The organism is Streptomyces lasalocidi (assembly GCF_005280215.1).
GTDB lineage: Bacteria > Actinomycetota > Actinomycetes > Streptomycetales > Streptomycetaceae > Streptomyces > Streptomyces longwoodensis.
In genome coordinates this window covers 598543-621609 of sequence record NZ_SZNQ01000001.1, presented here as the reverse complement: position 1 = coordinate 621609, position 23067 = coordinate 598543, and the positions used below count along the sequence as shown (strand labels likewise).

The following is a 23067-nucleotide window of genomic DNA, read 5'->3' as shown; positions in this document are numbered from 1 at the left end:
GGCCCCGCCGAGGAGGCTTTCGGACAACTCCCCGGCACCCTTCGCTGGAACCACCGCACCCCGGCCGGCCGGTCCCGCCGCCGACCGGGGGGCGCGTGCCCCCCACCCCTCCGACACCTACGACATCCCGCTCCGCCCTTCGACACCCGTGAAGGAGCACCGACCATGGGCCGCACCAAGCGCGCGCTGGGCACCACGGCCGTCACGGCGGCCGTCCTGCTGCTGGGCGCCTGCGACGCCACGCCGTCCGCGCCCGCCGACCCCGCTCCGGCGGGCGCCCCGCTGTCGGCCGCCCGGAAGGCGACCCTGCACCGCGCGGAGGAACGCCTGGTCCACCGCTGCATGCACGACCAGGGCTGGACCTACCGGGAGACGCCTCCTGACGACCGGGCGGCCGACGACCGGGGCGCCGGACGCAGCTTCCCGTACCTCGTGACCGACGTCGCGTGGGCCGAGGAGTACGGCTACGGCGACGCCTTCACCCCGGCCACCGGCACCACCCCCGACGACGGGGACCGCGCGGCACCCACCCGGACGGGACGGGCCGCCCCGGCGCGTCCCTCGGCCGACTGGACGCGCGCCCTCTACGGCACGGGCCGCCAGGTGTCGGTGGAGCTGCCCGGTGGCGGCCGGCTCAGCACCAGCGACCGCGGCTGCCTCGCCTCCGCGCGCAAGGCCCTCTACGGGGACCTCGCCCGCTGGTTCCCGGCGCGGAGGGTCTCGGACAACATCGACGTCTTCGTCCGCCAGCACGTGCGCGCCGACGACGACTTCGCGGCCGGCGTCGCCGCCTGGAGCCGGTGTGCGCGCACCCACGGGCACGACGTCGCCTCACCCGGCGCGCTGCGCGCGGAACTCGGCCGGCGCAAACCGGGCGGCACACCGGCCGAGGCACACGCACGGGAGGTCCGCACGGCCGTCGTCGAGGCGACCTGTGCCCGGTCCTCCGGTCTGACCCGCATCCTGCGGCAGCGGGAGGCGTACTGGCGCCCCCGCGTCCGTGACCGGTTCCGCGAGGAACTCGACGAGCTGGTCCGCCTGGAGCGGGCGGCGCTGCCGCGGGCGGCCACCGTCCTGCGCACTCCCGCCCCCACGCCCTGACGGACCTGGCACCACCCTCACCGCACACCTTCACGAAGGAGAACCGACCATGCGACGAGCCCTTCTCGGAACGGTCGCGGCGGCGGCACTGGCGGCGGCCGGCGTGCTGCTCCCCGCCTCCACCGCGTCCGCCGCCCTCGGCGACTGCCCCCAGGGCCAGTTCTGCGTCTGGGACGACGACGACTACTCCGGCGCCCGGATGGGCTGGGGCGGCAACGACCCCAACTGGCACGACGACGGCTGGGGCGACCGGGCCGACTCCCTCTACAACAACGGCACACCCGCCACGTACGACGACGTCCGCGTGTACATGGACGTCAACTACGTCAACGAGGACCTCTGCGTCGTCCGCGGCGACTACTACGACTGGGGCATGAACGACAACGACTACTCCTCGCACCAGTGGACCGCGTCCTGCTGACCGGCTGATCCGCCCGCGCGCGGGCGAGCGGGCCGCCGGACACCCGTTCCGGCGGCCCGCTCCGCCGTGCGCGGCACCGCCCGCGCGGCCCGCGGAGCACGCCCCGCGCGAACTACTGCACATGCCCCGCCCGGCGTACCCCGAAGGAACCAAAACGGCGCGCACCCCGTCATCGTCCGCGCCCGCGTGGCTAGGCCTGTGGCCTGACGAACCGCTCACCGCACCCCAAGGAGGTACGCCGAATGGCAGGCAGACGTCGTGCGGTCGCCCACAGAGCCGCCCTGGCGGCAGTCGGTACGCTCGCGCTCACCGCGCTCCACCCTTCCGCGTCGGCCGAGCCGGCCGCACCGCCGCACGACCGCGGCCCCCTGCCCACCGCCGCCCGGACCGTCGGCGCCGACACCCCGTCGACCGAGGTGCTCCGCGCCATGCAGCGCGACCTGCGCCTGACGGCGCGCCAGGCGCGCACCCGCCTGGTCAACGAGGCCGAGGCCGGCACCCGGGCCGGCGTCCTGCACAACGCCCTGGGCAAACGTTTCGCCGGTGCCTGGGTCAAGGGCGCGACGTCCGCCGACCTCACCGTGGCGACCACCGACCGCGCGGACGTGCCCGCCATCGAGGCGCAGGGCGCCAAGGCCGTGGTCGTCCGCTGGAACCTCGACGAGCTGCGCGCCGTGCAGAAGAAGCTCGACACGGCCGCCCAGCGCGTCGACGCCGCCGCCACGCCCGTGTGGTACGTCGACGTCCGCTCCAACCGCGTCGTCGTCCAGGCCACCACGCGCGCGGCCGCCGCCGCGTTCGTCGAGGCGGCCGGCGCCCCGGGCGACCACACGGCCGTCCGCGTGTCCGCCCAGCGCCCCCGCCTTTTCGCGGACATCGTCGGCGGCGACGCCTACTACATCGACGACCTGGCGCGGTGCTCCATCGGCTTCTCCATCACCAAGTCCGACGAGCAGGGCTTCGTCAGCGCCGGGCACTGCGGACAGGCCGGCTCCACGACCAAGGGCTCCGACCAGACCGACCAGGGCGTCTTCCAGGCCTCCACGTTCCCCGGCGAGGACATGTCCTGGGTCTCCACCAACGAGAACTGGACCGCCACGCCCTACGTGAAGGGCGACGGCGGGACACTGGTGCCGGTCGAGGGCTCCGTCGAAGCGGTCGTCGGCGCGGCGGTGTGCCGCTCCGGCTCCACCACCGGCTGGCACTGCGGCACCATCCAGCAGCGCGACACGACCGTCGACTACGCCGAGGGCACCGTCAACGGGCTCACCCAGACCGACGTGTGCGCCGAGCCCGGCGACTCCGGCGGCTCCTACATCAGCGGGTCCGAGGCGCAGGGCGTCACGTCGGGCGGCTCGGGCGACTGCACGTCCGGCGGCACCACGTTCTTCCAGCCGGTCAACCCGATCCTCGACGCCTACGGCCTCACCCTGAGGACCACCGGGGAGACGACCGCCGTCCCGGCCGACAACAGCGGCGCGGCCGACGGCTGGAGCACCGGCAAGGTCTACCGGGTGGGCACCACGGTGACCCACGGCCAGGTCCGCTACCGCTGCCTGCAGACCCACCAGGCGCAGAACGCGTGGGCGCCCGACGTCACCCCGGCCCTCTGGCAGCGCCTCTGACGAGACGCCGGCACGGCCCGGGCGCGCGGTGACACCACCTGCGCGCCCGGGCGCACCGGCACGTCGGCGGGCCGGCCCGGGGCCCCCCGCCCCGCCGGGGGGCCGCCGGGGGCCCGCCTGCCGCACGGCGCCGCTCACAGGTCCGCCAGCAGCCCGTACGCCGTGGCGACGAACGGGTCACGGGCGCGGAACCGGCGCGTGCACACCGCCACCAAGGCCGTCCCGACGTCCGGCCGGAAGCCCAGGAACGCCTGCTGGCCGAGGGTCGCGCCGCTGTGGAAGTACATCGGCCCGCCGCCGGCCGGGTGCCGGAACCAGCTCACCGTGTGCTCCTCCAGGTGCCCCCGGCCGCGCCGCAGCACCGGCCGGCGCACCGACCGCAGCGCGCCCGCCAACGGCGTGCCGCCGGGCCGCAGGTGGGCCTCCAGGAACGTGAGCAGGTCGTGCGGGGTGGAGCGGACCGCGCCGGCCGCCTGGAAGCCGCCCGCGTCGAAGGCGGGCGTCGGCGTCACCCCGTCCTTGCGCCGGCCCGTGGCGTCGAGGTCCGTGTCCCCGGGGCGCAGCGCGGTGCCGGTCAGCCCCAGCGGGCCGAGGAGGTGCTCGGCGACCAGGTCCTCCCAGGGCACTCCGGTGGCCGCGCCCAGCACGTGGCCGAGGACGGCGAAACCGAAGTTGGAGTAGTGCCAGTGCGTCCCGGGCTCGCGCCGCGGGCGGTACCGCAGGAACGCCTCGACGACCCGCTCGGCCGGGTAGCGGGAGTAGGGATTGGTGGTCCAGGCGGTCAGGCCCCGGCGGTAGAAGTCCCTCGGCAGTCCGGGCAGTCCGGCGGTGTGCGTCACGAGGTGCGCCGGCGTGGCGCGGGACGCGTGCGGGACGTTCTCCGGCGACAGCAGGAGCACGGCCCGCTCGCCGCCGGTGAGGACCCCGCGCCGGATCAGCTCGGTCAGCAGCAGCCCCGTGAACGACTTGGTCGCCGACCCGATCTCGTAGCGCAGGTCCTGCCGGGGCAGCGCCGGGGGAGGGGCGGTGCCGCCGCACCGCACCAGCCGTCGCCCGTGCCGGGACAGCGCGAAGACGACGTCGGGGGCGTCGGCCGCCTCCACGGCCTCCGTCAGCCGCTCCGCGAGCGCCCCTTCGTCGGGTACGGCGTGGTCGCCGGGCGGCGGGGCGGGCTCCGGGTCGTGGTCCTGGCCAGGCCACAGGACCGTGCGGCCGCTCATGACGCGTGCGCCAGGTCGCTCAGGGCCCTGGACGTGGCCAGCGTGGAGGCGAAGGCCGCGACCAGCGTGGGGTGGTAGACGACGTCGAACAGGTCGCGGGCGTCGTCCGTGGCGGGCATGTCGCGCACCGCGGGCATGGCGCCGTCCGGCTGCTGCGCCCCGGCGAATGCCTCCCAGGCGGCCTCGTCGAAGGTGGGCCGGGGCAGGCAGGCGTCGACGACGAGCAGTTCCCCCAGCAGGTCCCAGTGGCGCAGGTCGCGCCAGTCGTCGAGCCACACGGGCAGCCAGGCCGCGAGGTAGTCGGCCAGGCGGGCGGGCAGCCCGTCCGGGTCCTCGCCCCAGCGGGTGAGGTGGAAGACGGTGTGCGTCACGTCGTAGGCGATGTGCCCCTCCACCGTCCACGGTTCGGGCGTGCGCGCCAGCCAGGTCGCCGCCAGCGCCTCCTGCTCGTGGGGGCGCGGCGTGAGCCCGGCCCGGCGCTGGAACGCGGACAGGCCGAGCCGTCGGTTCGGCTTCGTCTCCAGGGCGGCCCAGCTGTCCAGACGGTGGTTGAGCAGGGCGTGGCGCTCCAGCTCGGGCAGGCTGTACCCCAGTTCCCTGAACGGCAGGTACACCTCCCAGGGGATCGGTGAGAGCGGCTCCGTGCGCTGGCCGCGCAGCAGCATCCGGCCGCCGTCCAGGACCTCCCGCCAGGCGTGGTCCAGCAGCCCGCGCGCCAGCTGGGCCTGGCGCGACCCGGCGACGCCCTCGCGGAACAGCACCGAGCAGATCACGCCGAGCTCGCCGACCGGCTTGAACCGCTCCAGGAAGCCGACCTCGGGGTCCACGTCGGGCTCCAGCCGGAAGCCGTCCCGGTGCGCCCACAGCCACTCCAGGGCGCGCGCGCCCACCGTGTGCACGAGGCGTGTGTCGGTCATCCGGTCCCTCCCGTCGTCGGCGTTGTCGGCGTCTTCACCGGGGCGTCACGTCGGCCGCCGTACGCCCGCGGCACGCCCGCGTCGTCCCAGCGGGCGAGGGTCAGCCCGGCGGCGAAGGCGGCCATGAGGGTGGAGTGGTAGCAGAGGCGGAAGCCCGACGCGCCGCATGCCGACGCGCCGTCACGCGGCGGGACGGTCTCCTCGTGCGGGACCTCCGCCGCGACCCGGCCGTCCTCCTCGGGCAGGGCACCCGAGGCGTACTGCACCCCGGCGATCCGCACCCAGGCCCCGGCCAGCTCCGCCTCGAACGTGGCGTCGGTCCCGGCCGCCGGCACGCCCGCCGCCACGGCGGCCACCTCGCAGGCGAGGTCCCACAGACCGCCCTCCAGGCACGTCACGAGCCACGCCGGCGCCCAGTGCGCCAGGTGCTCGGCCACCGCGGGGGGCAGGTCCGGGCCGCCGCGGCCCCAGTCGGTCAGGTGGAACACGACGTGGGTGAGCGCGTAGCCGGAGGCCCGCTCGAACGTCCAGGGCTCCGGCAGCCCGCCCAGCCAGGTCCGCGCGAGGAGCGCCGGCTCGTCGTCGTCCCGGCGGAGCCCGATCTGCCGCTCGGCGCACAGCACGCCCAGGCGGCGGGTCGGGAGCTGCTCGGTGAGCCGCCAGCCACGGGTCGCGGCCACGGTGGCCGCCGCCCGTTCGTAGCCGGGGTGGCGCAGTCCGGCCGAGGCGAAGGCGGCGTACACCTCCAGCGGGTACGTGGCGAACGGCTCCGCCCGCTGCACCTCGCAGAACAGCGCGCCCTCCCCGGTCTGCCGCCAGGCGAAGGCGAGCAGGTCGCGCACGCACGCGTGGAGCGGGTCCGACGGGGACGTGCGGACGGACAGGGTGGCGCACACCTGGGCCAGTTCGCCCAGCGGCTTCCAGCTGCCGTCGACCCGGCCGTCCCGCGCCAGGGCGTCGTCCCCGAGCGCGAAGTGGGCACGGTTGCGGGAGAGCCAGCCGAGCGCGGCCCCCTGGACGGCCCTGACGGTGTGCCGTACGTCCGCCCGGGCGGTCTCCTGCACGCCCGGCGCGGCGTTCTGCCGCATCTGGGCCGGGGCGGCCCCCCGTACGTCCGACGGGGCGGCCTCCCGTGGATCCGCCGGTGCGGTCCGCCGCTCGTCCGCCGCGGTCACACGGTCACCCCGCTGCCGATCAGCCGCGCGGCGCGCACCTGGAGCAGCACGCGGGCGTCGTCGCCGCCCATGAGTTCGACGAAGTCCAGTCCGGCCGGCAGGCCGAGGGTGTGCGGCACGTCCGGCAGCACCGCGAGCCAGCGGCCCGCGCCGGCCGCCTGGTACCAGTCCCTGCGCCGGACCGCGCGCACGAAGCCCCGGGCGACGTCCAGGGTGCGGCCCCGGGCGACGCGGGCGAGCGCGCAGTCCTCACCGGGCAGTGCCAGCGGGGCCAGGACCGCGAGGTGGTGGGTGAGCGACGGCCAGGGCGCACCCGTCAGCCAGGAGGCGTCGGGTTCCCGGCCGGGCTCGGGGACCCGCCCGGACGCCGGGGCGGACCCGGACGGCCCGGTCACCCGGTACAGCGCGCGGCCGAGGGCCCAGTGGCTCCACGCCACCGTGGGCGCGGCCGTCGCGGGCGGCGGGTAGGCGTCGAACGCCCGCTGCGCCAGGTCGAGTTCGAGGGGGCCGGGCGGGGTGCCGTCCAGGACGCCCGGCAGGAGCAGGTCGGCCCCGAGGACCCGGGCCGCCGCGAGGTCGAGGTCGCCCGTCGGCCGGAGCGGTGCGTCCAGGGGCTCGCGCGAGGGGTGGCCCCCGCCCCGAAGGGCGGAGGCCACTCCCGAAGCGAGGTCCTGCACCGCGCCCTGCAGGAGGGCGGAAGTACCTGACTGCTTCATGGGGTCGCTCCCGTCAACCGGTCAACCCTTCTTCGGGCGCGGTGTCGGCGGCGACAGGAGTGCGGAGCCCCCGCCGGACACGACGGCGAGCGCGGCGCATTCCCTGCTGTCCCGGTAGACGCCGTCCGCCTCGGCGGGGTCGAGTACCGCCTCGAGGTCGACGTCGCGGATGCGGACTTCTTCGACGGTCTTCTCTGCGGAAGCCATACCAACCATCTCCCTGTAATTGAGCTGCGGTTGGGCTCACTCTTTAAGTGTCCGATTGCGACCGGATAATGCAGAGAATTCGGAATTGCCGGAGATTACTTGTTCAATGTCCCCACGACGTTATTGCTGCTCGCCGTAATTGCTGCGCCATGCGGAAATCAACATGCGGAACCGTGCGCGGTGCGGGCCCGGACCGCCGCCACGACCCGGCCGTCGGTCCCGGCGGCGACGACGGTGTGCCCGTGCCCCCGCACAGGCGTAGCGTCGCCGTATGGACGGTGCCGGGTACGGCAGAGCAGCGGCGCGCGACCGCCGGCGGTGCCGCGCGACCCCCGGCCGTCCGGCGGGAGGCTTCCCGTGACCGGCTCGGCCGACCGGGCCGGCGGGAGCCCGGAGCTGGACGCGGCGCTCGCGGAGACGGTCCGCCGTACCGGGGCGTCCATCGGCGCCCTGTACCTGCTCTCCCCGGACGAGCAGATGCTCTGCATCGACGCCCTGTGCGGGGCCCCGGCCGAGTTCGCCGCGCCCTGGGCCCGGGTGCGCGTCAACTCGCCGGCCCCGGTGGCCCACGCGGCCCGGGAGGACCGCCTGATCTGGCTGGGCGACCAGGAGGAACTGGCGCGCCGGTACCCGCGCACCGCGCTGGCCCTGCCGTACCCGCTCGCCATGGCGGCCGCCCCGGTCACCGGCGTGCGGCGCTGGGGGACGCTGCTGCTGATGTGGCCGGCCACCCGCCCGCCGTACATGACCGCCCGCGAGCGCGGCAACATCGCGTCCAGCTGCCGCCGCCTGGCCCGCCTGCTGGAGGAGGCCCTCGAGCGCGGCCGGGCCCCGGTGTGCGACGGCGGCCCCCGGGTCGTCCCCGTCGCCGACGAACGGCGGTCGGTGGGCCCGGCGATGGCCGCGGCCGACTTCGCCGAACGGCTGCCCGGCGGCAGCTGCGCCCTCGACCTGGAGGGCCGCTTCACCTACGTCACCTCGGGGGCCGCGGACCTCCTGGGCCTCGGCGCCGAGCAACTGCTGGGCACGCTGCCCTGGCAGTCCCTGCGCTGGCTCGACGACCCCACCTACGAGGACCGCTACCGGGCCACGGTGCTCAGCCGGGAGCCCGTGTCGTTCACCGCCTGCCGCCCGCCGGGCCAGTGGCTGGACTTCCACCTCTACCCGGACGCCAGCGGCATCAGCGTCCGGATCGTGCCCAGCGGCACGGTGCAACCGCCCGTCCCCGCGGCGCCCCTCCGGTCCGGTCGCGCCGTCACACCCGCCCGTGCGGGCCGGCTGTACCAGCTGACGCACCTGGCGGCCGCGCTGACCGAGGTCGTCGGCGTGCAGGACGTCATAGATCTGGTCGCCGACCAGATCATGCCCGCGTTCGACGCCCAGGGCCTGGTGCTGTCCTCCGCGGACGCCGGCCGGCTGCGCATCATGGGGCACCGCGGCTACGGCCGGCGCTCCGTCGAACGGCTCGACGGACTGCCCCTGGACACCACCTTCACCCCGGCCGGCCGCGCCCTCGCCAGCGGCATCCCGGCCTTCTTCCACGACGCGGAGGAGATGCGGCGCATCTACCCCGACGCCCCGCAGGTCAGCGGCAAACAGGCCTGGGCCTTCCTGCCGCTGATCATCTCCGGCCGGCCGGTCGGCATCTGTGTGCTCTCCTACGACCGGCCGCACGACTTCCCGGCCGAGGAGCGCGCCGTCATGACCTCACTGGCGGGCCTGGTCGCCCAGGCGCTGGACCGGGCCCGCCTGTACGACACCAAGCACGCGCTCGCCCATGGGCTGCAGCAGGCGCTCCTGCCCCCGGCCCTGCCGCAGTTCGCCGGCCTGCGGGTCGCCGCCCGCTACCTGCCCGCCACCCGCGGCATGGACATCGGCGGCGACTTCTACGACCTGATCCGGCTCGCAGACGGTGCCGCCGCGGCCGTGATCGGCGACGTGCAGGGCCACAACGTCGCCGCCGCCGCGCTCATGGGCCAGGTCCGCACCGCCGTCCACGCGCACGCGACCGCGGGCACCACACCCGACCAGGTCCTCTTCCGCACCAACCGGCTGCTCACGGACCTCGGATCCGACCTGTTCACCAGCTGTCTGTACGCCCATGTCGACGTTCCCCGGGGACGCGTCGCGCTCGCCGGGGCCGGTCACCCGCCGCCCGTGCTGCGCCTTCCCGACGGCACCGCGCGGGCCGTGCCCCTGCGGCCCGGGCCGCTGCTGGGCATCGACCCGGTCGCGGACTTCCCCGTCACCGACCTCGCGCTCGTCCCGGGCGCGACCCTGGTCTTCTACACCGACGGCCTCGTCGAGACTCCCGGCACCGACCTGGAGGACTCCATCACGGCGCTCGCCCGCCACCTCGCCGACGCCGAGGACGGGGACCTGGACCGCCTCGTCGACGTCCTGCTGAGCCGGACCAGCACGACCGCCCAGCGCACCGACGACATCGCGCTCCTGCTGCTGCACCGGGAGGGCTGACCGGCACGCCGGTCAGCCCTCCCGAGGTCAAGGCCGGGGGTTGGTCCGGTGCCACGCCGGCCGCGCGTCGCTCCCGCGGCGCCCCGCGACCGAGGCGCACCGCGGGCACTGGCGCTGCACCCGGTCCGCCGCGCCGCCCGACTCGGGGAAGGTGTCCGTCCAGGTGACGCCCGCGAAGCGGACCAGCCGGGAGCGGCTCAGGGACAGCCCGCAGACCGTCTCGTTGCGCCCCGGCTCCCACGCGTGCACCTCCCCGGCGGGCAGCCGGCGGCGGCCCTCCTCCTCGTCCGTCCACTGCCCGGAGGCAGCGACGGCGTACGACCTGCTGCGTCCCTTGCTCCTCACGCTCCGCACCTCACCCGGCCGCGCCGTCGACCCGCAGCCGCACCTGTTCCTCCAGGCGCCGCAGGCTGGTGTCCAGGGCGACGCCAACGGCGTCCTCGCCGGGATCGTGGGCGTCGTCGAAGAACGACAGGTGCACGATCACCTCGCTGGCGCCGCTGTCCACCCCGGCGACCTGGAGCCACCCGGTGTAGCCGCCCCGCTCGCGGGTGCCCCACTCGATCCGCATCTGGTCGGGCCGGGACCGCAGGGTGGCGGAGGTGTCCTCGTCCGTGCGGTCCTCGTGCACCGTGACCGACGGCGGGTCCTCGGCCCGCACGTGCAGCGCGTCGGGCAGCCAGGTGTCCATCTGCTCGACCTGGGCCGCCTGGTCGAACACCTGCTCGGGCTGGGCGGACATCGTGCGGGAGCGCTCGTACTCGCTCATCGCGTCACCGTCCTCGGATCGGGGAGACGTACAGCGCACGCGTGCCCGAGCCGGCCCGACGCAATCTTCTTACCGCGCCCCGCCGCCCCGCGCCCCGCCGCCCCGCGCCCCGCCGCCCCGCGCCCCGCCGCCCCGCGCCCCGCCGCCCCGCGCCCGGCGCCCCCCGCCCCGCGCCCCACCGCCCGGCGCCAGGTGTCGGGCCGACGGCAGCGGGGCAGACGGTAGGACGGGGGGACGACGGGGAAGAGAGGCCGCAGCGCTCATGAATCTCCTGCCGCCGGGCGCGTCGACGGTGCGTGACCGGATCGGTGCCGCGATCTTCACCCGGGTGGCCGGCCCGGACGGCCCCCGCAACCGCGCCCGCATCCACGGCACCCCCGGCCCGCGCTGGTTCGGCCCCGACCGTCCCGTCCGGCGGGTCCACGGGGACGCGTCGATGTTCATCGGCGGGCTGTCCGCGCTGCTGCTCCAGTCGCTGCACCCCCTCGCCATGGCGGCGGTCGCCGCCCACTCCGGCTTCCGCGGCGACCCCTGGGGGCGGCTGCAGCGCACCAGCACCTTCCTCGCCGTCACCACCTACGGCCCCGCCGACAGCGCACGGGCCGCCTGCGAGCGGGTCAGCGCGGTGCATGGGACGGTCCGGGGCACCACCGCCGACGGCCTGCCCTACGCCGCGTCCGACCCGCACCTGCTCTGCTGGGTCCACGTCGCCGAGGTCGACACGTTCCTGCGCGCCCACCAGCGCTACGGCGCGCACCCCCTGGACGACGAGGGCTGCGACGGCTACGTCGCCGACATGGCGCGCATCGCCCGCGAGCTCGGCATCCCGGACCCGCCGACCGACCGGGCCGGACTCGCCGAGCGCCTGGCCGCCTACCGCGGCGAACTGCGGGCCACGGCCGAGGCGCGCAGCACGGCCCGCTACCTCCTCCTCAACCCGCCCGTGCCCCTCGTCGCCCGGCTGCCTTACGGCGCCCTCGCCGCCGGCGCGGTCTCCCTGCTGCCCGACTGGGCCTCCCGCGAGCTGCGGCTGCCGCGGCTGCCCGTCGCGGAGGACCTGTGCGTCCGCCCCCTCGGCACGGCCGTGACCGCGGGCCTGCGCTGGGTCCTCTCGCCCACGCGCGCGGCCGTGGGGGAGACGGAGAGCTAGAGACTGAGGGCGTCCTCCGCGTTGTCCACCCAGGGGGTCACGGAGTTCGCCGTGGGGGAGACGTACAGGCCCGGTGTGGAGGCGGTCAGCGGCTTCTGCTCCAGGTCGGACTCGGTGTCCATGGTCAGCGCGATCGAGCCCACCGTCTTGCCCGTGCCGTCGTGGGCGCCGCCCAGGAGACCGGCGTACGCGGACTCGCCCGGCCCGAGCCGCAGCGCGTCCTCGATGCCGGGGGCCTCGCCGCGCTGCGTGGCCTGCCCGTCCAGGTCGCCGAACGTCACGACCGGGTGGCCGAGGGCCCGGCACGCCTTGCCGCTCTTGTTGGTGATCTTCAGCAGGTAGCTGCTGGTGGTGGGCTCCGCCAGGTGCGCGGAGAACGTCACGTCGTACGTGCTGCACGGGAAGACGTCGTAGTCGGCATCCGTCGCCGACGCCGAGGGACCCGAGGCGGGCGCCGACGCCGAGGGAGCCGAGGGGGCCGGCGGGGTGCTGGAGGCCGACGGGGCCTTCGGCGGGGCGGCGGGCGTCGACGGCGTCCCGGACGCCGTGGCGCCGGCGGGCGGTGTGGCGCTCCCCGTGTCCGCGGCGCCGTCCTCGGACGGACCGCAGGCGGACAGGGCGAAGGCGGAGACGGCGGCGAGGACGACGGCGGCGGTGCGAACGGTGCTCATGGTGTGCTTCCCCCGGGGCGAGCGGCGCGTGTTCGCGCCGGACTGGGCACCAGCGTCCTCCGGGTTCTTCACAGCCCGGTGACAGGATCTCGCCGAGTCCATCACCGTTCGGCGCCCGCGGCCGCCGCCGTCGTCACCGGCCGCGGCGGCCGTGGGTCAGCAGCCGCCGCAGTTGTAGTACAGGACGTCCCAATGGTTGCCCTCGTCGGCGTAGACGTTGCCCGAGCCCGACTGCCATTGCGGGGCGCCGTCCCCGCGCACCCCGATGTAGGTGAAGGTGTTCTTGATGTAGTTGGTGACGCAGGTGGACTTGCCGTAGTCGAGCTTGTAGCCGTTCCAGTGCGAGTACGTCCCCGAGGCGTGGCCGGTCTCGGTCCCGCCGGTGATGTTCAGGGCGCACCCGGTGGCCCGCTTCAGGGTCTGGGCGCCCTGGGCGGTGGCGAGGTTGAGCTGCTCGAACGACGTACAGGTGGAGTTGTAGCGGTCCGAGCAGTTGCCGGACGACGACCAGGTGATGCCGACCTCGCGGAACATCGAGGTCGCGGTGGCGTGACTGATCTTGGTGACGGCGAACGCCTCGCCGGCTCCGCCGATCACGACGGCACCGGGTGCGACGACGAGGGCGAGAGCGGTCAGGACCGATCGGGTCCGGACGCTGCGCAAGACCTTCAAGAGGGTCTTCACGGGGGATCCTCCCTGCGGTGAGTCAGACGACCTGTGGGGCGACCGTGCAGGTGGTGCGCGACGATGATGCCCGAGTTCTACGCGCGTCCGCCAGAGTCCGGCACACGGCGGTCGGCAGGCCGGCCGCGGGCGGACCCGGGACGGTGCCCCGGATCCCCCGGATTCCCGTTCCGTCCGGCTCAGAAGATGCCCTGACCCGGGGTCAGGATGCCGTGCGGGTCGTACGTCCGCTTGGCGGCGGCCAGTTGCGGCCAAGCGGAGCCGAACTGGGTGCGCCAGTCGGCCCGGTCGAAGGGGACGCAGCCCACCGGGTACTGCGTGCCGCCCACCGCGGCGGCGGCCTCGTAGGCGGCGCGGTTCGTGGCCAGCGCGCGCCCTACGGCCGCGGTGTCGTCGGGCGGGACGGCGCCGAGGACGTCGAAGAGGTACGGCACCGGGTCGTCGGGCGTGCGGAACAGCGGGCTGGTGAGCCGGTCGCGCCGGATCGGGTAGAGCTGGATGACGCCGGGTCCCAGCGTGGCCGGCGTCAGGGCGTCCAGTACGGGCGCGCTCAGCTCGGCGGCGTGGTCGCCCGGGAGCAACAGGTTGAGCCAGGGGTGCGCGAACGTCCAGGCGCCCGACTCCTTGAGGGCGGCGACGGCGGGCGCGATCCGGTCCAGGAAGGCGTAGTAGTCCAGGTCGGCGATCTGCGCACGGGCCGGGTCGTGCCGCAGTCCGCGCAGGAGCGCGGCGTCATCGGGCTCGGGACCGGCCGGCGGGCCGTAGGCGACGACCTCCATCATGTACGTCCGGAACATCCCCCGGGCGTCCGCGAAGACCTGCCCCCCGACGTAGTCGAAGCGGTCCTCCTCGACGAGGGCCCGCTGGTCCTCGACGTACGTCCCCAGGTCGTCGTAGGTCAACAGGTAGTGGCGCACGGTCCGGGGCGCCCGCACCAGGCGCAGCGTGGCCTCGACGATGATGCCGCACTGCCCGAGGCCCGCCAGGACGGCGTGGAAGAGGTCGGGGCGCCGGGTGGGGGAGCAGCGGACCGGCTCGCCCGCCCCGGTGACGACCCGCAGGGCGGTGACGTTGTCCACCTGCACGCCGTACCGGTGCGCCTGGCCCCCGATGCCGCCGACCGACAGCGTGCCGCCGACGGAGAGTTCGAGGTAGTCGGTGAAGACCGGCGGGGTCAGGCCGTGCGCGAGGGTCGCCCGGACGACGTCGCTCCACCTGGCGCCCGCGCCGACGGTGACCGTGGCGCTGTCCGGGGCGAGCGCGCCGATCGCGGCCAGCGGGGCCGTCTCGACGACCAGTCCGCCGCGGACCTGCGCCTGCCCGGACGGCGAGTGTCCCTGGCCGCGCGCGGCGACCGGGATGCCCTGCCGGGCGCAGAAGCGGACCATGGCGGCGACGTCGCGGACGGAGCCCGGCCGCAGCACGGCGAGCGGGCGCCGGTGCACGAGGTGGCCGTAGTCGTCGGAGGCGGCCGTCAGCGAGGCGTCGTCCGTGACGAGCGTCCCGTCCAGCCGGGGCGTCCCCCTGAGACCGGCGGTCCGCGCCTCGCCGGACGCGGACCGGCTCCGGGTGCCGGCGTCGAACCCGACGACCGTCGCCCCGGCGACGGTGAGCCCGCGCAGGACGGTGCGTCTGGACGGGCCGGGTCTGCTGAACGGTGTGCGGGACATGCGCACAACTCCCCCCTAGGAGTGTCGAATGGGCCGGCCGACCGCGCCCTGGATCCAGCGTCGCGGCGTGGCAGCCGAGCGAAGTCCTAGTGTCTGCAGGACATCGCGTGCGCTGCCAGGGGGCTGCCGCGTCCGCTGAGACCTCGCAAAGGTGACTCGGGCGAAGCCGTGGGAAGTCGACGACGAGTTGTGGGCGGTGATCGAGCCGGTACTTCCCGAGGTCGAGCGGCGGACACGGCATCCGGGACGCAAGCGGCATCCGGATCGGCTGGTGTTCCAGGGCATCCTGTTCGTACTGCACACCGGGATCGCCTGGGAGATCGCCCGCCGCGGTACTGAGCACGGCTCCGGCCTGGGCACCCAACGCTGGGTCGTCGAGCGCGCGTTCGCCCATCTGCACTGGTTCCGCCGTCTGCGGATCCGCTGGGAGATCCGCGATGACATCCACGAAGCCTTCGTCACCCTTGGATGCGTACTCATCTGCTGGCGGCGCCTGCGCTCACTTCGAGGAGGACTCGATGGTGGCGGTGCAGTTGGCTTCCTGCGCGGTCAAGAGCTCATCGCCATGCTCGAAGGCCCATGCTCCGACAGCGTCAACAGGGCCCAGCAAAGTGCGCCCCAGGGTGGTGAGTTGGTACTCAACGCGCGGTGGTGCTCCGGGGTGTGCCTGCCGGTCCACCAGTCCGTTGGACTGCAAGCGTCGCAGCGTCTGGGTGAGGACCTTGGAGCTGATTCCCCCGATCTGTCGTCGTAGTTCGACCGGGCGTCTGGGACCGTCGCGCAGCGCCCAGAGCACGACGGCGTTCCAGGTGTTGGAGAGGAGGTCGAAGGCCAGGCGGGCACGGCAGTCGGCGAGGAAAGCGTCGGTCGTCACGTACCAAATGGTGCCCGACAGGCCCTCTAGCGTCGTTGCGAACGGTCCAAGCAGGTCCTGGGAGGGAATGCGTGATGAGAATCGGCGTACTGGGCACGGGCAACATGGCGGATGCGCTCGCCACCCACTGGGTGCGGGCCGGGCACGACGTGGCCATCGGAGGACGGGACGTGCACAAGGCACAGCGGCTCGCGACGCGCCTCGGAGGCAGCGCGAAGCCTGCCAGTCTGCGTGCGGCGGCCGAGTTCGGCCAGGTGGTACTGGCCGCGCTGCCCTTCGGCGCGGGGACGAGCGTGGCGCGGGAACTGCGGACGGCCCTGGACACCAAGGTGCTGATCGACTGCTCCAATCCGGTCGGTCCGGGCTTCCGGCTACTGACACAGAGCGGCCTCTCGGCCGCGCAGCAACTGGCCGCGGCGGCACCGGGAACGCATGTGGTCAAGGCGTTCAATCTCTGCCACGAGGACGTGTGGCGCATGTCGCCGCCCATCTTCGATGGGCGGCCACTGGCCGTTCCGGTCTGCGGAGACGACGAAACGGCCCTCGCGCTCGTACACCAATTGGTGCGGCATGCCGGCTGCGAACCCGTGGCCGGCGGTGGTCTCGAACGAGCGGGACTCCTGGAAGCGACCGCCGCGCTCTTCATCGGGCTCTGGGTCGGCGAGGGAGCCGATGCCCAAGCAATCGCACCCCCGCTGGCCTACGCCGCCGGACCAAGACACGAGGAATCAGAAGAGACCGAGGGGGCTTTTCGTTAGGAGTTCTAAGTGAGTTCCTTCCGCATGAGCGTGCACATCGTCTCGTAGCGGCGCAAGGACCCATCAGGGGCTTGCTCGTCCCACGAGTCCGGCCGACGGTCGTACGCGACGTAACCCAGCCTTTCGTACAACGCACGTGCCCGGGGGTTGTTTTCCTCCACAGCGAGCTCTGCCTGCCTCAGGCCGCGGTTCCGGATGCGCAGTTCCGCGGCTGCAACAAGGAACGTGCCGATCCCGCACGACTGCAATGCGGGGTGGACTGCCAGCTGCCACAAAGTGCCGACCCCCTCTTTGACTTGGTAGTCGACACCGCCTTTCGCCACCGGGATGTCCGTTGCGGGACAGACCGCGAGGTAGTCGACCTCGCCGGACCGGACACGTTCCAACTGCTCTGCGACGTTGGCCAGGTGGTGGTCGGACCCTGCCCACTGACACGACGTCAGGTCCGCATGCACCAGATCACGGGCTGACAGCTTCAACACAACGCTGACCATCTCCAGCACCTCCGGCGAGCCAGCATCCATGCCGATCAAGCAGGGAGCAAAGCCATTTGCCCTGCCCGCACTCCTGGATCACGGGCCACTGCTGCTGAAGCGATCAGGGAGCGAGTGCAGCCGCCTGGATACACTCCCTGCTGGGAGGAGCTTTTCCGCTGCCTGGGCCGGGTCGGTCGGCGGGCGGCTTGATATGAAGGAGCCCGAGAGTGGATGCCCCGCACGCGGTGGGCGGGTCCGCACCGGCGGAGTCCGGGCGGGCCGCGTTGGAGGTGAGCCTGTTGCGCGGTCGTGCCGGGATACGCGCCCGCGGTGAGATCAATGGCGTCACTCGCCCGTCTTGGGAGCAGGCCCTGTCCGAGCTGGCCCGGCGGCATGCGGGCGTGTCGTACGTGGAGCTGTCGGACGTGGCGTTCGTCGACGTGGCCGGGGTGACAGCGCTGGCGGTCACTGCCATGAACCTGCCCGACGGTAGGGTGGTGGTCGAAAATCCCCCGCCGCAGCTGCCGCGGGTCCTGGAGATGTTCTGGCCGGGCCTGGACCGGATCGAGGTGGCTCTGTGATGAGCACGGTGACCACTCAGGGGGCGTTCCTGCACCCCGCCCTGTTCTACCGAACTGAGCAGGAGTACATGCGGCAGACGGTGTTCTTCCTGCGCGAGGGTCTGACCAGGGGCGAGCCGATGGCCGTCGCGGTGCCCGGTCCCCACCTGGAGCTGATCAGGTCAGGGCTGGGCGGGGACGCCGAGGGCATCCTGTTCCTGGACATGACCGAGGCCGGCCGCAACCCGGGACGAATCATCCCCAAGGTGCTGCGCGGATTCGCCGACGCCCACCCGAAGGAACGAGTGCGGATCATCGGCGAGCCGATCTGGGCCGGCCGCAGCGCGGTGGAGTACCCGGCGTGCGCGCAGCACGAGGCGCTGATCAACGCCGCGTTCGAGGGCCGTGCGGTGACGATCCTGTGCCCCTACGACGAGTGGCGGCTGGACCCGCACGTGATCGCCGATGCGCGGGTCACCCACCCGACCTTCATCAGCGGGGAGGGCCGTGAGTCGGTCAGCCCCACGTACGACTGGCAGGCGGTCGTCGATCGGTACAACCAGGAGTTGGCGCCGGTACCGGACGCCGCAGCCTTCTCCTACGGTGCTGATGAGCTTCCGTCGGTCCGCCGGTTCGCTCTGGCTCAGGCGAAGCGGCTCGGCCTGGCCGGGGACCGGCTGATGGATGTGGAGCTGGCGGTCGCGGAGCTGACGACCAACAGCGTGGTCCACGGCGGAGGCCGCGGGACACTCGCCGTCTGGGCCGAGCAGGGGCAGTTGGTGTGCGAGGTCCGCGATGCGGGCCGACTGACCGATCCACTGGCCGGCCGCCGCCCCCCGGAGCACGGCCGACCGGGGGGCCGGGGCCTGCTGCTGGTCCACTACGTGGCCGACCTCGTACGGCTGCACACCGGCGACGACGGCACGACTGTGCGCTTCTACCTCAGCTTGTGACGTTCCTGGACGGGGCGGGGCGGGGCGGGGCAGGGCGGGAGGCGTGGACGGGTCCGCTTGCCTCGGCGAAGACCCACCGGCTCTCCCCGCTCCAGCACTGGCGGCGCGAGAGGCGGGCGAAGGCGCGGTTCAGACGGCGTCGGGGGCACCCTGGTGGGCGCTGAGCGCATCGGCGGTGCTCGGGTAATGGGGCAGCAGGCTGTCCACTCCGGTGAGGGTGAGCATGCGCATCAGCCGGTCGGGGACGGCGGCCAGGGCCAGGGAGCCGCCCGCTTCCTGGGCGCCGTGCCAGATGCCGATCAGTGCGCCGAGGCCGGCGGAATCACAGAAACTCACACCCGACAGATCCAGGATCAAGTGGTGGTCGCCCTGGTCGATCAGCGCCAGCACGCGGGTGCGGAAGCCGGGTGCGGTATGCAGGTCGATCTCGCCGGAAACGCTGGCGACCGCTGCGGGACCGGGGGTGGCGGTCAGGGTCAGCTCGATGTCGTCGGCCATGGCGGTCAGTGCTCCTCGCCGGCGGGCGCGGCGGTGGTGTGGGCGGTGAATCCGGCCCCTGTCGCAGCGACGGGCCGGTCAGGAGCGGGAACCGACAGAGCCAGCAGGGCGACGTCGTCACTCGCGCCCTCGGGCAGGGCGTCCAGCAGACCGACGGTGTCCTGGACCAACTGCGCCGCCCCGCACAAGGCCGGACGAGCGCTGAGGAAGGCCGTCAGGCCCTCGTCACCGAGCATGGTGCCGGTGCTGGTCTGGGCCTCGGTCAGACCGTCGGTGTAGAGGAGCAGGGCCTGGCCCGGGGCGAGGTGAAGGGTGGTGGACGCGAAGCGGGCGCCGGGGAAGGCGCCGATGAGCATGCCGCCCTGGGGACGGACCGCTGCCACCCGCGTGTGCGGGGCGGCCCCGGCTTCGGGCGGGGCGGGGCTGAGGTGGTAGGCCGGGGGGTGCCCACCGGTGGCCAGCGCCACGGTGAAGCCCCCGGCCGGATCGGGGGCGAGGGTGGCGAAGAAGGCTGTGCAGAACCGGCTGCCTGCCCACACATCGGTCAGCAGGGCGCTGTTCAGGGCCCCGAGTACCGCGACGGGATCGTCCGTGTGCTGGGCCGAGGCCCGCAGGGTGTAGCGGACGAGGGAGGTGATGGTGGCCGCCTCGGCGCCCTTGCCGCACACGTCCCCCAGGAACAGTCCCCACTTCCCGGCGGACAGGGGGAACACGTCATAGAAGTCGCCACCCACGTCGTGCACGGACGCGGTGTGATAGTGACAGGCCAGCTCCAGGCCGGGCACGGTCGGCAGCGCCGGCGGCAACAAGGTGCGCTGCAAGGTGGAGGCGAAAGAGGCGATCGCCGCCTTGTCCCTCTCCGCCTGCTCCCGGGCCGCCCGCTCGGCCTCGGCGGACTGCTGCTCCTGGCGCACGGTGCGCAGCGCGGACAGGCGCAGCTCCATCTCGTCCATCACGATCGCGGCCAAGTCGGTCAGCGTGGCGGTCTGTTCGGAGGTGATGGAGCGGGGCTTGGTGTCCAGGACGTTGACCGTGCCCAGCTTGTGCCCGTCCGTCGTGGTGATCGGCGCGGCGGCGTAGAACCGCACGCCGAGCGGCCCGGTGACCAGCGGGTTGCCGCAGGCGACGTCGTCGAGCAGGGTGTCGGGAATGACCAGCGCATCGTCCCGCAGGACCGCGGAGCCGCACAGGCCCGGGTCCCGCCCGATCTCGCTGACACCGTCCAGGCCGTGCGCGGCCTTGAACCAGATCCGGTCCTCGTCCACGATCGTCACCGTCGCCACAGGGACGTCGAACAGGCGGGCTGCCAGCGCAGCCACCCGGTCGAACGCGCCGTCGGGCGGGGTGTCGAGGATGTCGTAACGGCGCACCGCCTCCATCCGGCCGACCTCGGCGACCTCATCGGGCACCAGATGCAGGCGCTTGTCAGCAGCGCCGCCCTCGGATGCCGAAGCCTGTTCGGGCATCGGCCTTCCACCTCCTTGACCTTCCGCAGCCACCGATCGTGGCGCGGGGCAGTGGGAAGCCTACGGGGGAACGCGTGGGCGGAGGCCATCGGGTGGCACCGCACAGGATCAGGTCTTCGCGCGAGCGCTGCACCTGGGACGGTCCACGCCGCCACCGCCTCATAACGCGGCCGAGGTCACGCCAGGGGGATGCAGGCGTGGACGCGTTTGCCGCCCGGTACGCGCTCTGCTCGGAACCGTGAACACAGGGCCGCCACGATTTCGATGCCGTGGCCGCCGATGCGGTGGGGGTCGCGGGGCAGGCGTGTGGGGAGCTGAGCGCTGGTGTCCCAGACGGTCACCTCCACTTCGTGCTGGGTGCAGGTGAGGTCGAGCAGCCGGGGACCGCCGTCGTGACGTGCGGCGTTGGTGATCAGCTCACTGACGACGAGCATGACGTCGCCGGCGGTCCGGTCCGACAGCACGCCGGTGCGGCGGGAGATGTCCGCCAGGAAGTCATGGGTGAGATCGCGGGCGATCCCGATGCTGTCGGGGGTGTTGTCGTAGTCGGCACGCCGGTGCAGCAGGACACCCGGCCTGGCGGGCAGAGGAACGTCGATGAAGGGATGGTCGCTCACCGGCGTCTCCTCACCCATCTCGTCCGCGGAGTGTGATCACTGCCGAGTACGTGTACCCCGCAAGGGCTGCTTTGCCACCCGGAGGCGGTGAACGTCCTGACTGCGACCGCATCACACCATCCCCAGTGACCCATGATCTAGGCACCGGATCCGGTGCGGCGGGCTTATGACAGCAGTCGCATCGATTCCGCGCGCCTCACGCCGCGAGCAGGTCGTCCTCCCGGAGGGAGTCGCGCAGGCGCTCCAGGCCGCGGCGCGCGTGGCTCTTGACCGTGCCCAGCGGCCAGCCCGTGACCCGGGCGATCTGGGTCTGGGTCAGGTCCTGGTAGAAGGCCAGCCGCAGCACCTGCTGCTGCGGTGCGGTGAGCCCGTCCAGGGCCCGCCCGACGACCACGCGGTCGAGCGCCGCCTCGGGGTCACTCCCGGCCGGGGCGTGCCGGGCCGACGGCAACCGGGCCGCCGCCGCAGTCAGTTCGGCCCGGCGCGCGCGGGCCGTCAGCGCGTCCGCCACCGTGCGGCGCGTGATGCCCACCAGCCAGGCGGCGTACGACCCGCGCTCCGGGGCGTACCCGGCGCGGCCGCGCCAGGCGGCGGCGAACACCTGCTGGGTCACGTCCTCCGCGTCCCGCGGATCCCCGAGGGACTGCCGGGCCAGCCCGTACACGAGCCCCGCCCACCGCTGGTGCAGCACGGCCCAGTCGTCGGTCAACCGGTCCACGTCGACGCCTCCTCTGCGGAACACCCTCCGGGCCACTGCCCCCGGTGTGCCGTCCAGCCTGGGCCGCGCGAGACGGCGAAACAACTTGCACCGATTGTGCGTCGTATAAGCTGGAGGGAGCGTGAGGACCTGAGGAGGGAGACCGCGATGGCCGTCTTGGACGAGCCGGAGGCCACGGCCGACGCGGCGGGGCTGACCACGGGCGCGGTCGCCCGGCGGCTCGGCGTCTCGCCGACCACCCTGCGGTCCTGGGACCGCCGCTACGGCCTCGGACCCGCGGTGCGCGCGGAGGGCCGGCACCGCCGCTGGAGCCCCGCGGACATCGCCATGGTGGAGGACATGTGCCGCCTGACCTCCGCCGGGGCGCCCCCCGCCGAGGCGGCCCGGGTGGCCCGCCTGCGCCACCACCCGACCACCCCGACGACCGACCCCGCGTCTCCCCGTGCGTCCGCGCCCCCGGCCCCGCCCCGGGCCGATGGCGATGTCGATGGCGAGGCGGAGGACGCCGCCGACCCCGGAGCCACCGATCCCCGACCCGAACCCGGCCCCCGGCCCCCCGCCCGGCGCGGCGGTGCCGGTGGCGGGCTGCCGCTGGGCGGCGACGTCCGGCAGGAGTGCCGGGGCCTCGCCCGGGCCGCGGTGCGCCTGGACGCCCCGGAGCTGGAGCAGCGCCTGCTCGACGCGGTCGACCGGCACGGCCTCGTGGTGGCCTGGGAGGAGGTCATGGTGCCGACGCTGCGCGCGGTCGGCCGCAAGTGGGAATCGTCCGGCGACCGGTACGTGGAGGTCGAGCACCTGCTCTCCTGGCACATCTCCAGCACCCTGCGCGGCGTGCCCTTCCTCTTCCCGCGCCGGGACCCGGTGACGGGGGCGGCGCCCGTCGTGCTGGCCTGCACACCGGGCGAGCAGCACTCGCTGCCGCTGGAGGTGCTGACCGCGGCCCTGGCCGAGCGGGGGCTGCCGACGCGGACCCTCGGCGCCGCGGTGCCGACGGAGGCCCTCCTGGCGTGCGTGCGGCGCACCGGCCCGGCCGCCGTGGTGCTGTGGGCGCAGACCCGTTCCACCGCGTCCCTGCCGCTGGCCCGGCACGTCGCCGGCCTGGAGTGGGGCGCCGCGGGCGCCCGCAGGCGGCCCACGGTGTTGCCCGCCGGCCCCGGCTGGGACCGGCGGGCGTCGGCCGGCTTCCCGCGCTGCTCGGGGCTGCGCGAGGCGGTGGACACGCTCGGCCGCCTCTGCGAGGACGGTGCGCGTCCCCCCGCCCGCGGCCACTGAGCGGGCCCGCCCCACTTCACCCGGGAAGCATGCCGCTCAGCTCAAGAAGCGTCCCGCTCCACCCGTCAAGCGTC

Annotated in this window: 25 protein-coding genes and 1 pseudogene; 10 read left to right on the top strand and 16 right to left on the bottom strand. The window is 74.1% G+C overall.

Annotation, left to right across the window (positions count from 1 at the left end):
* Window positions 1-165 precede the first annotated feature (165 nt).
* The 3 genes from E4U91_RS02585 (at window position 166) to E4U91_RS02575 (ending at window position 3147) form a co-directional block, all read left to right on the top strand.
* Window positions 166-1101: a hypothetical protein gene (locus E4U91_RS02585; protein WP_137305009.1), complete on the top strand. Its 936-nt coding sequence runs from the start codon at window positions 166-168 to the stop codon at window positions 1099-1101.
* 49 nt (window positions 1102-1150) lie between these two features.
* Window positions 1151-1522, top strand: a complete 372-nt coding sequence (locus E4U91_RS02580) for a peptidase inhibitor family I36 protein (protein ID WP_137305008.1) — start codon at window positions 1151-1153, stop codon at window positions 1520-1522.
* 242 nt (window positions 1523-1764) lie between these two features.
* Window positions 1765-3147, top strand: coding sequence for an alpha-lytic protease prodomain-containing protein (locus E4U91_RS02575; RefSeq protein ID WP_137305007.1), 1383 nt, complete (start codon window positions 1765-1767; stop codon window positions 3145-3147).
* A 134-nt stretch (window positions 3148-3281) separates the two neighbouring features.
* Here the strand turns inward: E4U91_RS02575 and E4U91_RS02570 are convergent, their stop codons facing one another.
* The 5 genes from E4U91_RS02570 to E4U91_RS02550 form a co-directional block, all read right to left on the bottom strand.
* Window positions 3282-4367, bottom strand: coding sequence for a serine hydrolase domain-containing protein (locus tag E4U91_RS02570; protein ID WP_137305006.1), 1086 nt, complete (start codon window positions 4365-4367; stop codon window positions 3282-3284).
* Complete coding sequence (locus E4U91_RS02565; RefSeq protein ID WP_137305005.1) at window positions 4364-5284, bottom strand: DUF6895 family protein; 921 nt, start codon at window positions 5282-5284, stop codon at window positions 4364-4366. Before E4U91_RS02565 ends, E4U91_RS02570 begins: the two co-directional genes overlap by 4 nt.
* A complete protein-coding gene (locus E4U91_RS02560; RefSeq protein WP_241678817.1) occupies window positions 5281-6372 on the bottom strand; it encodes a DUF6895 family protein in 1092 nt (363 codons plus the stop codon). Before E4U91_RS02560 ends, E4U91_RS02565 begins: the two co-directional genes overlap by 4 nt.
* A gap of 83 nt (window positions 6373-6455) precedes the next feature.
* Window positions 6456-7175 carry a hypothetical protein gene (locus E4U91_RS02555; protein WP_137305004.1) on the bottom strand — a complete coding sequence of 240 codons (720 nt, stop codon included), beginning with the start codon at window positions 7173-7175 and terminating at the stop codon, window positions 6456-6458.
* A 21-nt stretch (window positions 7176-7196) separates the two neighbouring features.
* The gene (locus tag E4U91_RS02550; protein ID WP_067228308.1) at window positions 7197-7382 is read right to left on the bottom strand and encodes a hypothetical protein; all 186 of its coding nucleotides are present in this window, start codon (window positions 7380-7382) and stop codon (window positions 7197-7199) included.
* Window positions 7383-7739: 357 nt separating this feature from the next.
* Between E4U91_RS02550 and E4U91_RS02545 the strand changes: the two genes are divergently transcribed.
* On the top strand, window positions 7740-9857 hold the full coding sequence (locus E4U91_RS02545; protein ID WP_241678490.1) for a SpoIIE family protein phosphatase: 2118 nt from the start codon (window positions 7740-7742) through the stop codon (window positions 9855-9857).
* Window positions 9858-9884: 27 nt separating this feature from the next.
* Here the strand turns inward: E4U91_RS02545 and E4U91_RS02540 are convergent, their stop codons facing one another.
* A complete protein-coding gene (locus E4U91_RS02540) occupies window positions 9885-10202 on the bottom strand; it encodes a hypothetical protein (RefSeq protein ID WP_137305003.1) in 318 nt (105 codons plus the stop codon).
* A gap of 10 nt (window positions 10203-10212) precedes the next feature.
* A complete protein-coding gene (locus tag E4U91_RS02535; RefSeq protein ID WP_137305002.1) occupies window positions 10213-10626 on the bottom strand; it encodes an SRPBCC family protein in 414 nt (137 codons plus the stop codon).
* Between the two features lie 262 nt (window positions 10627-10888).
* On the opposite strand from E4U91_RS02535, the gene E4U91_RS02525 reads away from it, so the two are divergent.
* Window positions 10889-11776, top strand: coding sequence for an oxygenase MpaB family protein (locus E4U91_RS02525; protein ID WP_137305000.1), 888 nt, complete (start codon window positions 10889-10891; stop codon window positions 11774-11776).
* On the opposite strand, the gene E4U91_RS02520 is transcribed toward E4U91_RS02525, so the two are convergent.
* The 3 genes from E4U91_RS02520 to E4U91_RS02510 all read right to left on the bottom strand — a co-directional run bounded on the left by E4U91_RS02520 (window position 11773) and on the right by E4U91_RS02510 (window position 14801).
* Complete coding sequence (locus tag E4U91_RS02520) at window positions 11773-12447, bottom strand: DUF4232 domain-containing protein (RefSeq protein WP_137304999.1); 675 nt, start codon at window positions 12445-12447, stop codon at window positions 11773-11775. The genes E4U91_RS02525 and E4U91_RS02520 overlap by 4 nt on opposite strands.
* Before the next feature lie 156 nt (window positions 12448-12603).
* Window positions 12604-13131, bottom strand: coding sequence for a hypothetical protein (locus E4U91_RS02515; protein WP_404767389.1), 528 nt, complete (start codon window positions 13129-13131; stop codon window positions 12604-12606).
* 179 nt (window positions 13132-13310) lie between these two features.
* The gene (locus E4U91_RS02510) at window positions 13311-14801 is read right to left on the bottom strand and encodes an FAD-binding protein (RefSeq protein WP_137304998.1); all 1491 of its coding nucleotides are present in this window, start codon (window positions 14799-14801) and stop codon (window positions 13311-13313) included.
* A 151-nt stretch (window positions 14802-14952) separates the two neighbouring features.
* On the opposite strand from E4U91_RS02510, the pseudogene E4U91_RS39885 reads away from it, so the two are divergent.
* Window positions 14953-15300, top strand: a pseudogene (locus E4U91_RS39885) (transposase); the annotation flags it as partial.
* Here E4U91_RS39885 and E4U91_RS02500 read toward each other — a convergent pair.
* Complete coding sequence (locus E4U91_RS02500) at window positions 15301-15675, bottom strand: winged helix-turn-helix transcriptional regulator (protein WP_137304997.1); 375 nt, start codon at window positions 15673-15675, stop codon at window positions 15301-15303.
* Between the two features lie 74 nt (window positions 15676-15749).
* On the opposite strand from E4U91_RS02500, the gene E4U91_RS02495 reads away from it, so the two are divergent.
* Complete coding sequence (locus E4U91_RS02495; protein WP_137304996.1) at window positions 15750-16433, top strand: NADPH-dependent F420 reductase; 684 nt, start codon at window positions 15750-15752, stop codon at window positions 16431-16433.
* Window positions 16434-16438: 5 nt separating this feature from the next.
* Here the strand turns inward: E4U91_RS02495 and E4U91_RS02490 are convergent, their stop codons facing one another.
* Window positions 16439-16957: a GNAT family N-acetyltransferase gene (locus E4U91_RS02490; RefSeq protein WP_241678816.1), complete on the bottom strand. Its 519-nt coding sequence runs from the start codon at window positions 16955-16957 to the stop codon at window positions 16439-16441.
* 179 nt (window positions 16958-17136) lie between these two features.
* Here E4U91_RS02490 and E4U91_RS02485 point away from each other — a divergent pair, with 179 nt between their 5' ends.
* Entirely contained in the window at window positions 17137-17490 is a 354-nt protein-coding gene (locus E4U91_RS02485; RefSeq protein ID WP_241678489.1) for an STAS domain-containing protein, read from the top strand.
* Window positions 17490-18422: an anti-sigma factor RsbA family regulatory protein gene (locus E4U91_RS02480; protein ID WP_137304995.1), complete on the top strand. Its 933-nt coding sequence runs from the start codon at window positions 17490-17492 to the stop codon at window positions 18420-18422. Before E4U91_RS02485 ends, E4U91_RS02480 begins: the two co-directional genes overlap by 1 nt.
* Window positions 18423-18551: 129 nt before the next feature.
* On the opposite strand, the gene E4U91_RS02475 is transcribed toward E4U91_RS02480, so the two are convergent.
* The 4 genes from E4U91_RS02475 to E4U91_RS02460 form a co-directional block, all read right to left on the bottom strand.
* Complete coding sequence (locus E4U91_RS02475) at window positions 18552-18920, bottom strand: STAS domain-containing protein (protein WP_137304994.1); 369 nt, start codon at window positions 18918-18920, stop codon at window positions 18552-18554.
* Window positions 18921-18925: 5 nt separating this feature from the next.
* Window positions 18926-20386, bottom strand: a complete 1461-nt coding sequence (locus tag E4U91_RS02470; protein ID WP_241678488.1) for a PP2C family protein-serine/threonine phosphatase — start codon at window positions 20384-20386, stop codon at window positions 18926-18928.
* Between the two features lie 176 nt (window positions 20387-20562).
* Window positions 20563-21003 carry an ATP-binding protein gene (locus E4U91_RS02465; protein WP_241678487.1) on the bottom strand — a complete coding sequence of 147 codons (441 nt, stop codon included), beginning with the start codon at window positions 21001-21003 and terminating at the stop codon, window positions 20563-20565.
* 196 nt (window positions 21004-21199) lie between these two features.
* The gene (locus E4U91_RS02460; RefSeq protein WP_241678486.1) at window positions 21200-21721 is read right to left on the bottom strand and encodes a sigma-70 family RNA polymerase sigma factor; all 522 of its coding nucleotides are present in this window, start codon (window positions 21719-21721) and stop codon (window positions 21200-21202) included.
* 147 nt (window positions 21722-21868) lie between these two features.
* Here E4U91_RS02460 and E4U91_RS02455 point away from each other — a divergent pair, with 147 nt between their 5' ends.
* Window positions 21869-22993, top strand: coding sequence for a MerR family transcriptional regulator (locus tag E4U91_RS02455; RefSeq protein WP_137304992.1), 1125 nt, complete (start codon window positions 21869-21871; stop codon window positions 22991-22993).
* Window positions 22994-23067 lie beyond the last annotated feature (74 nt).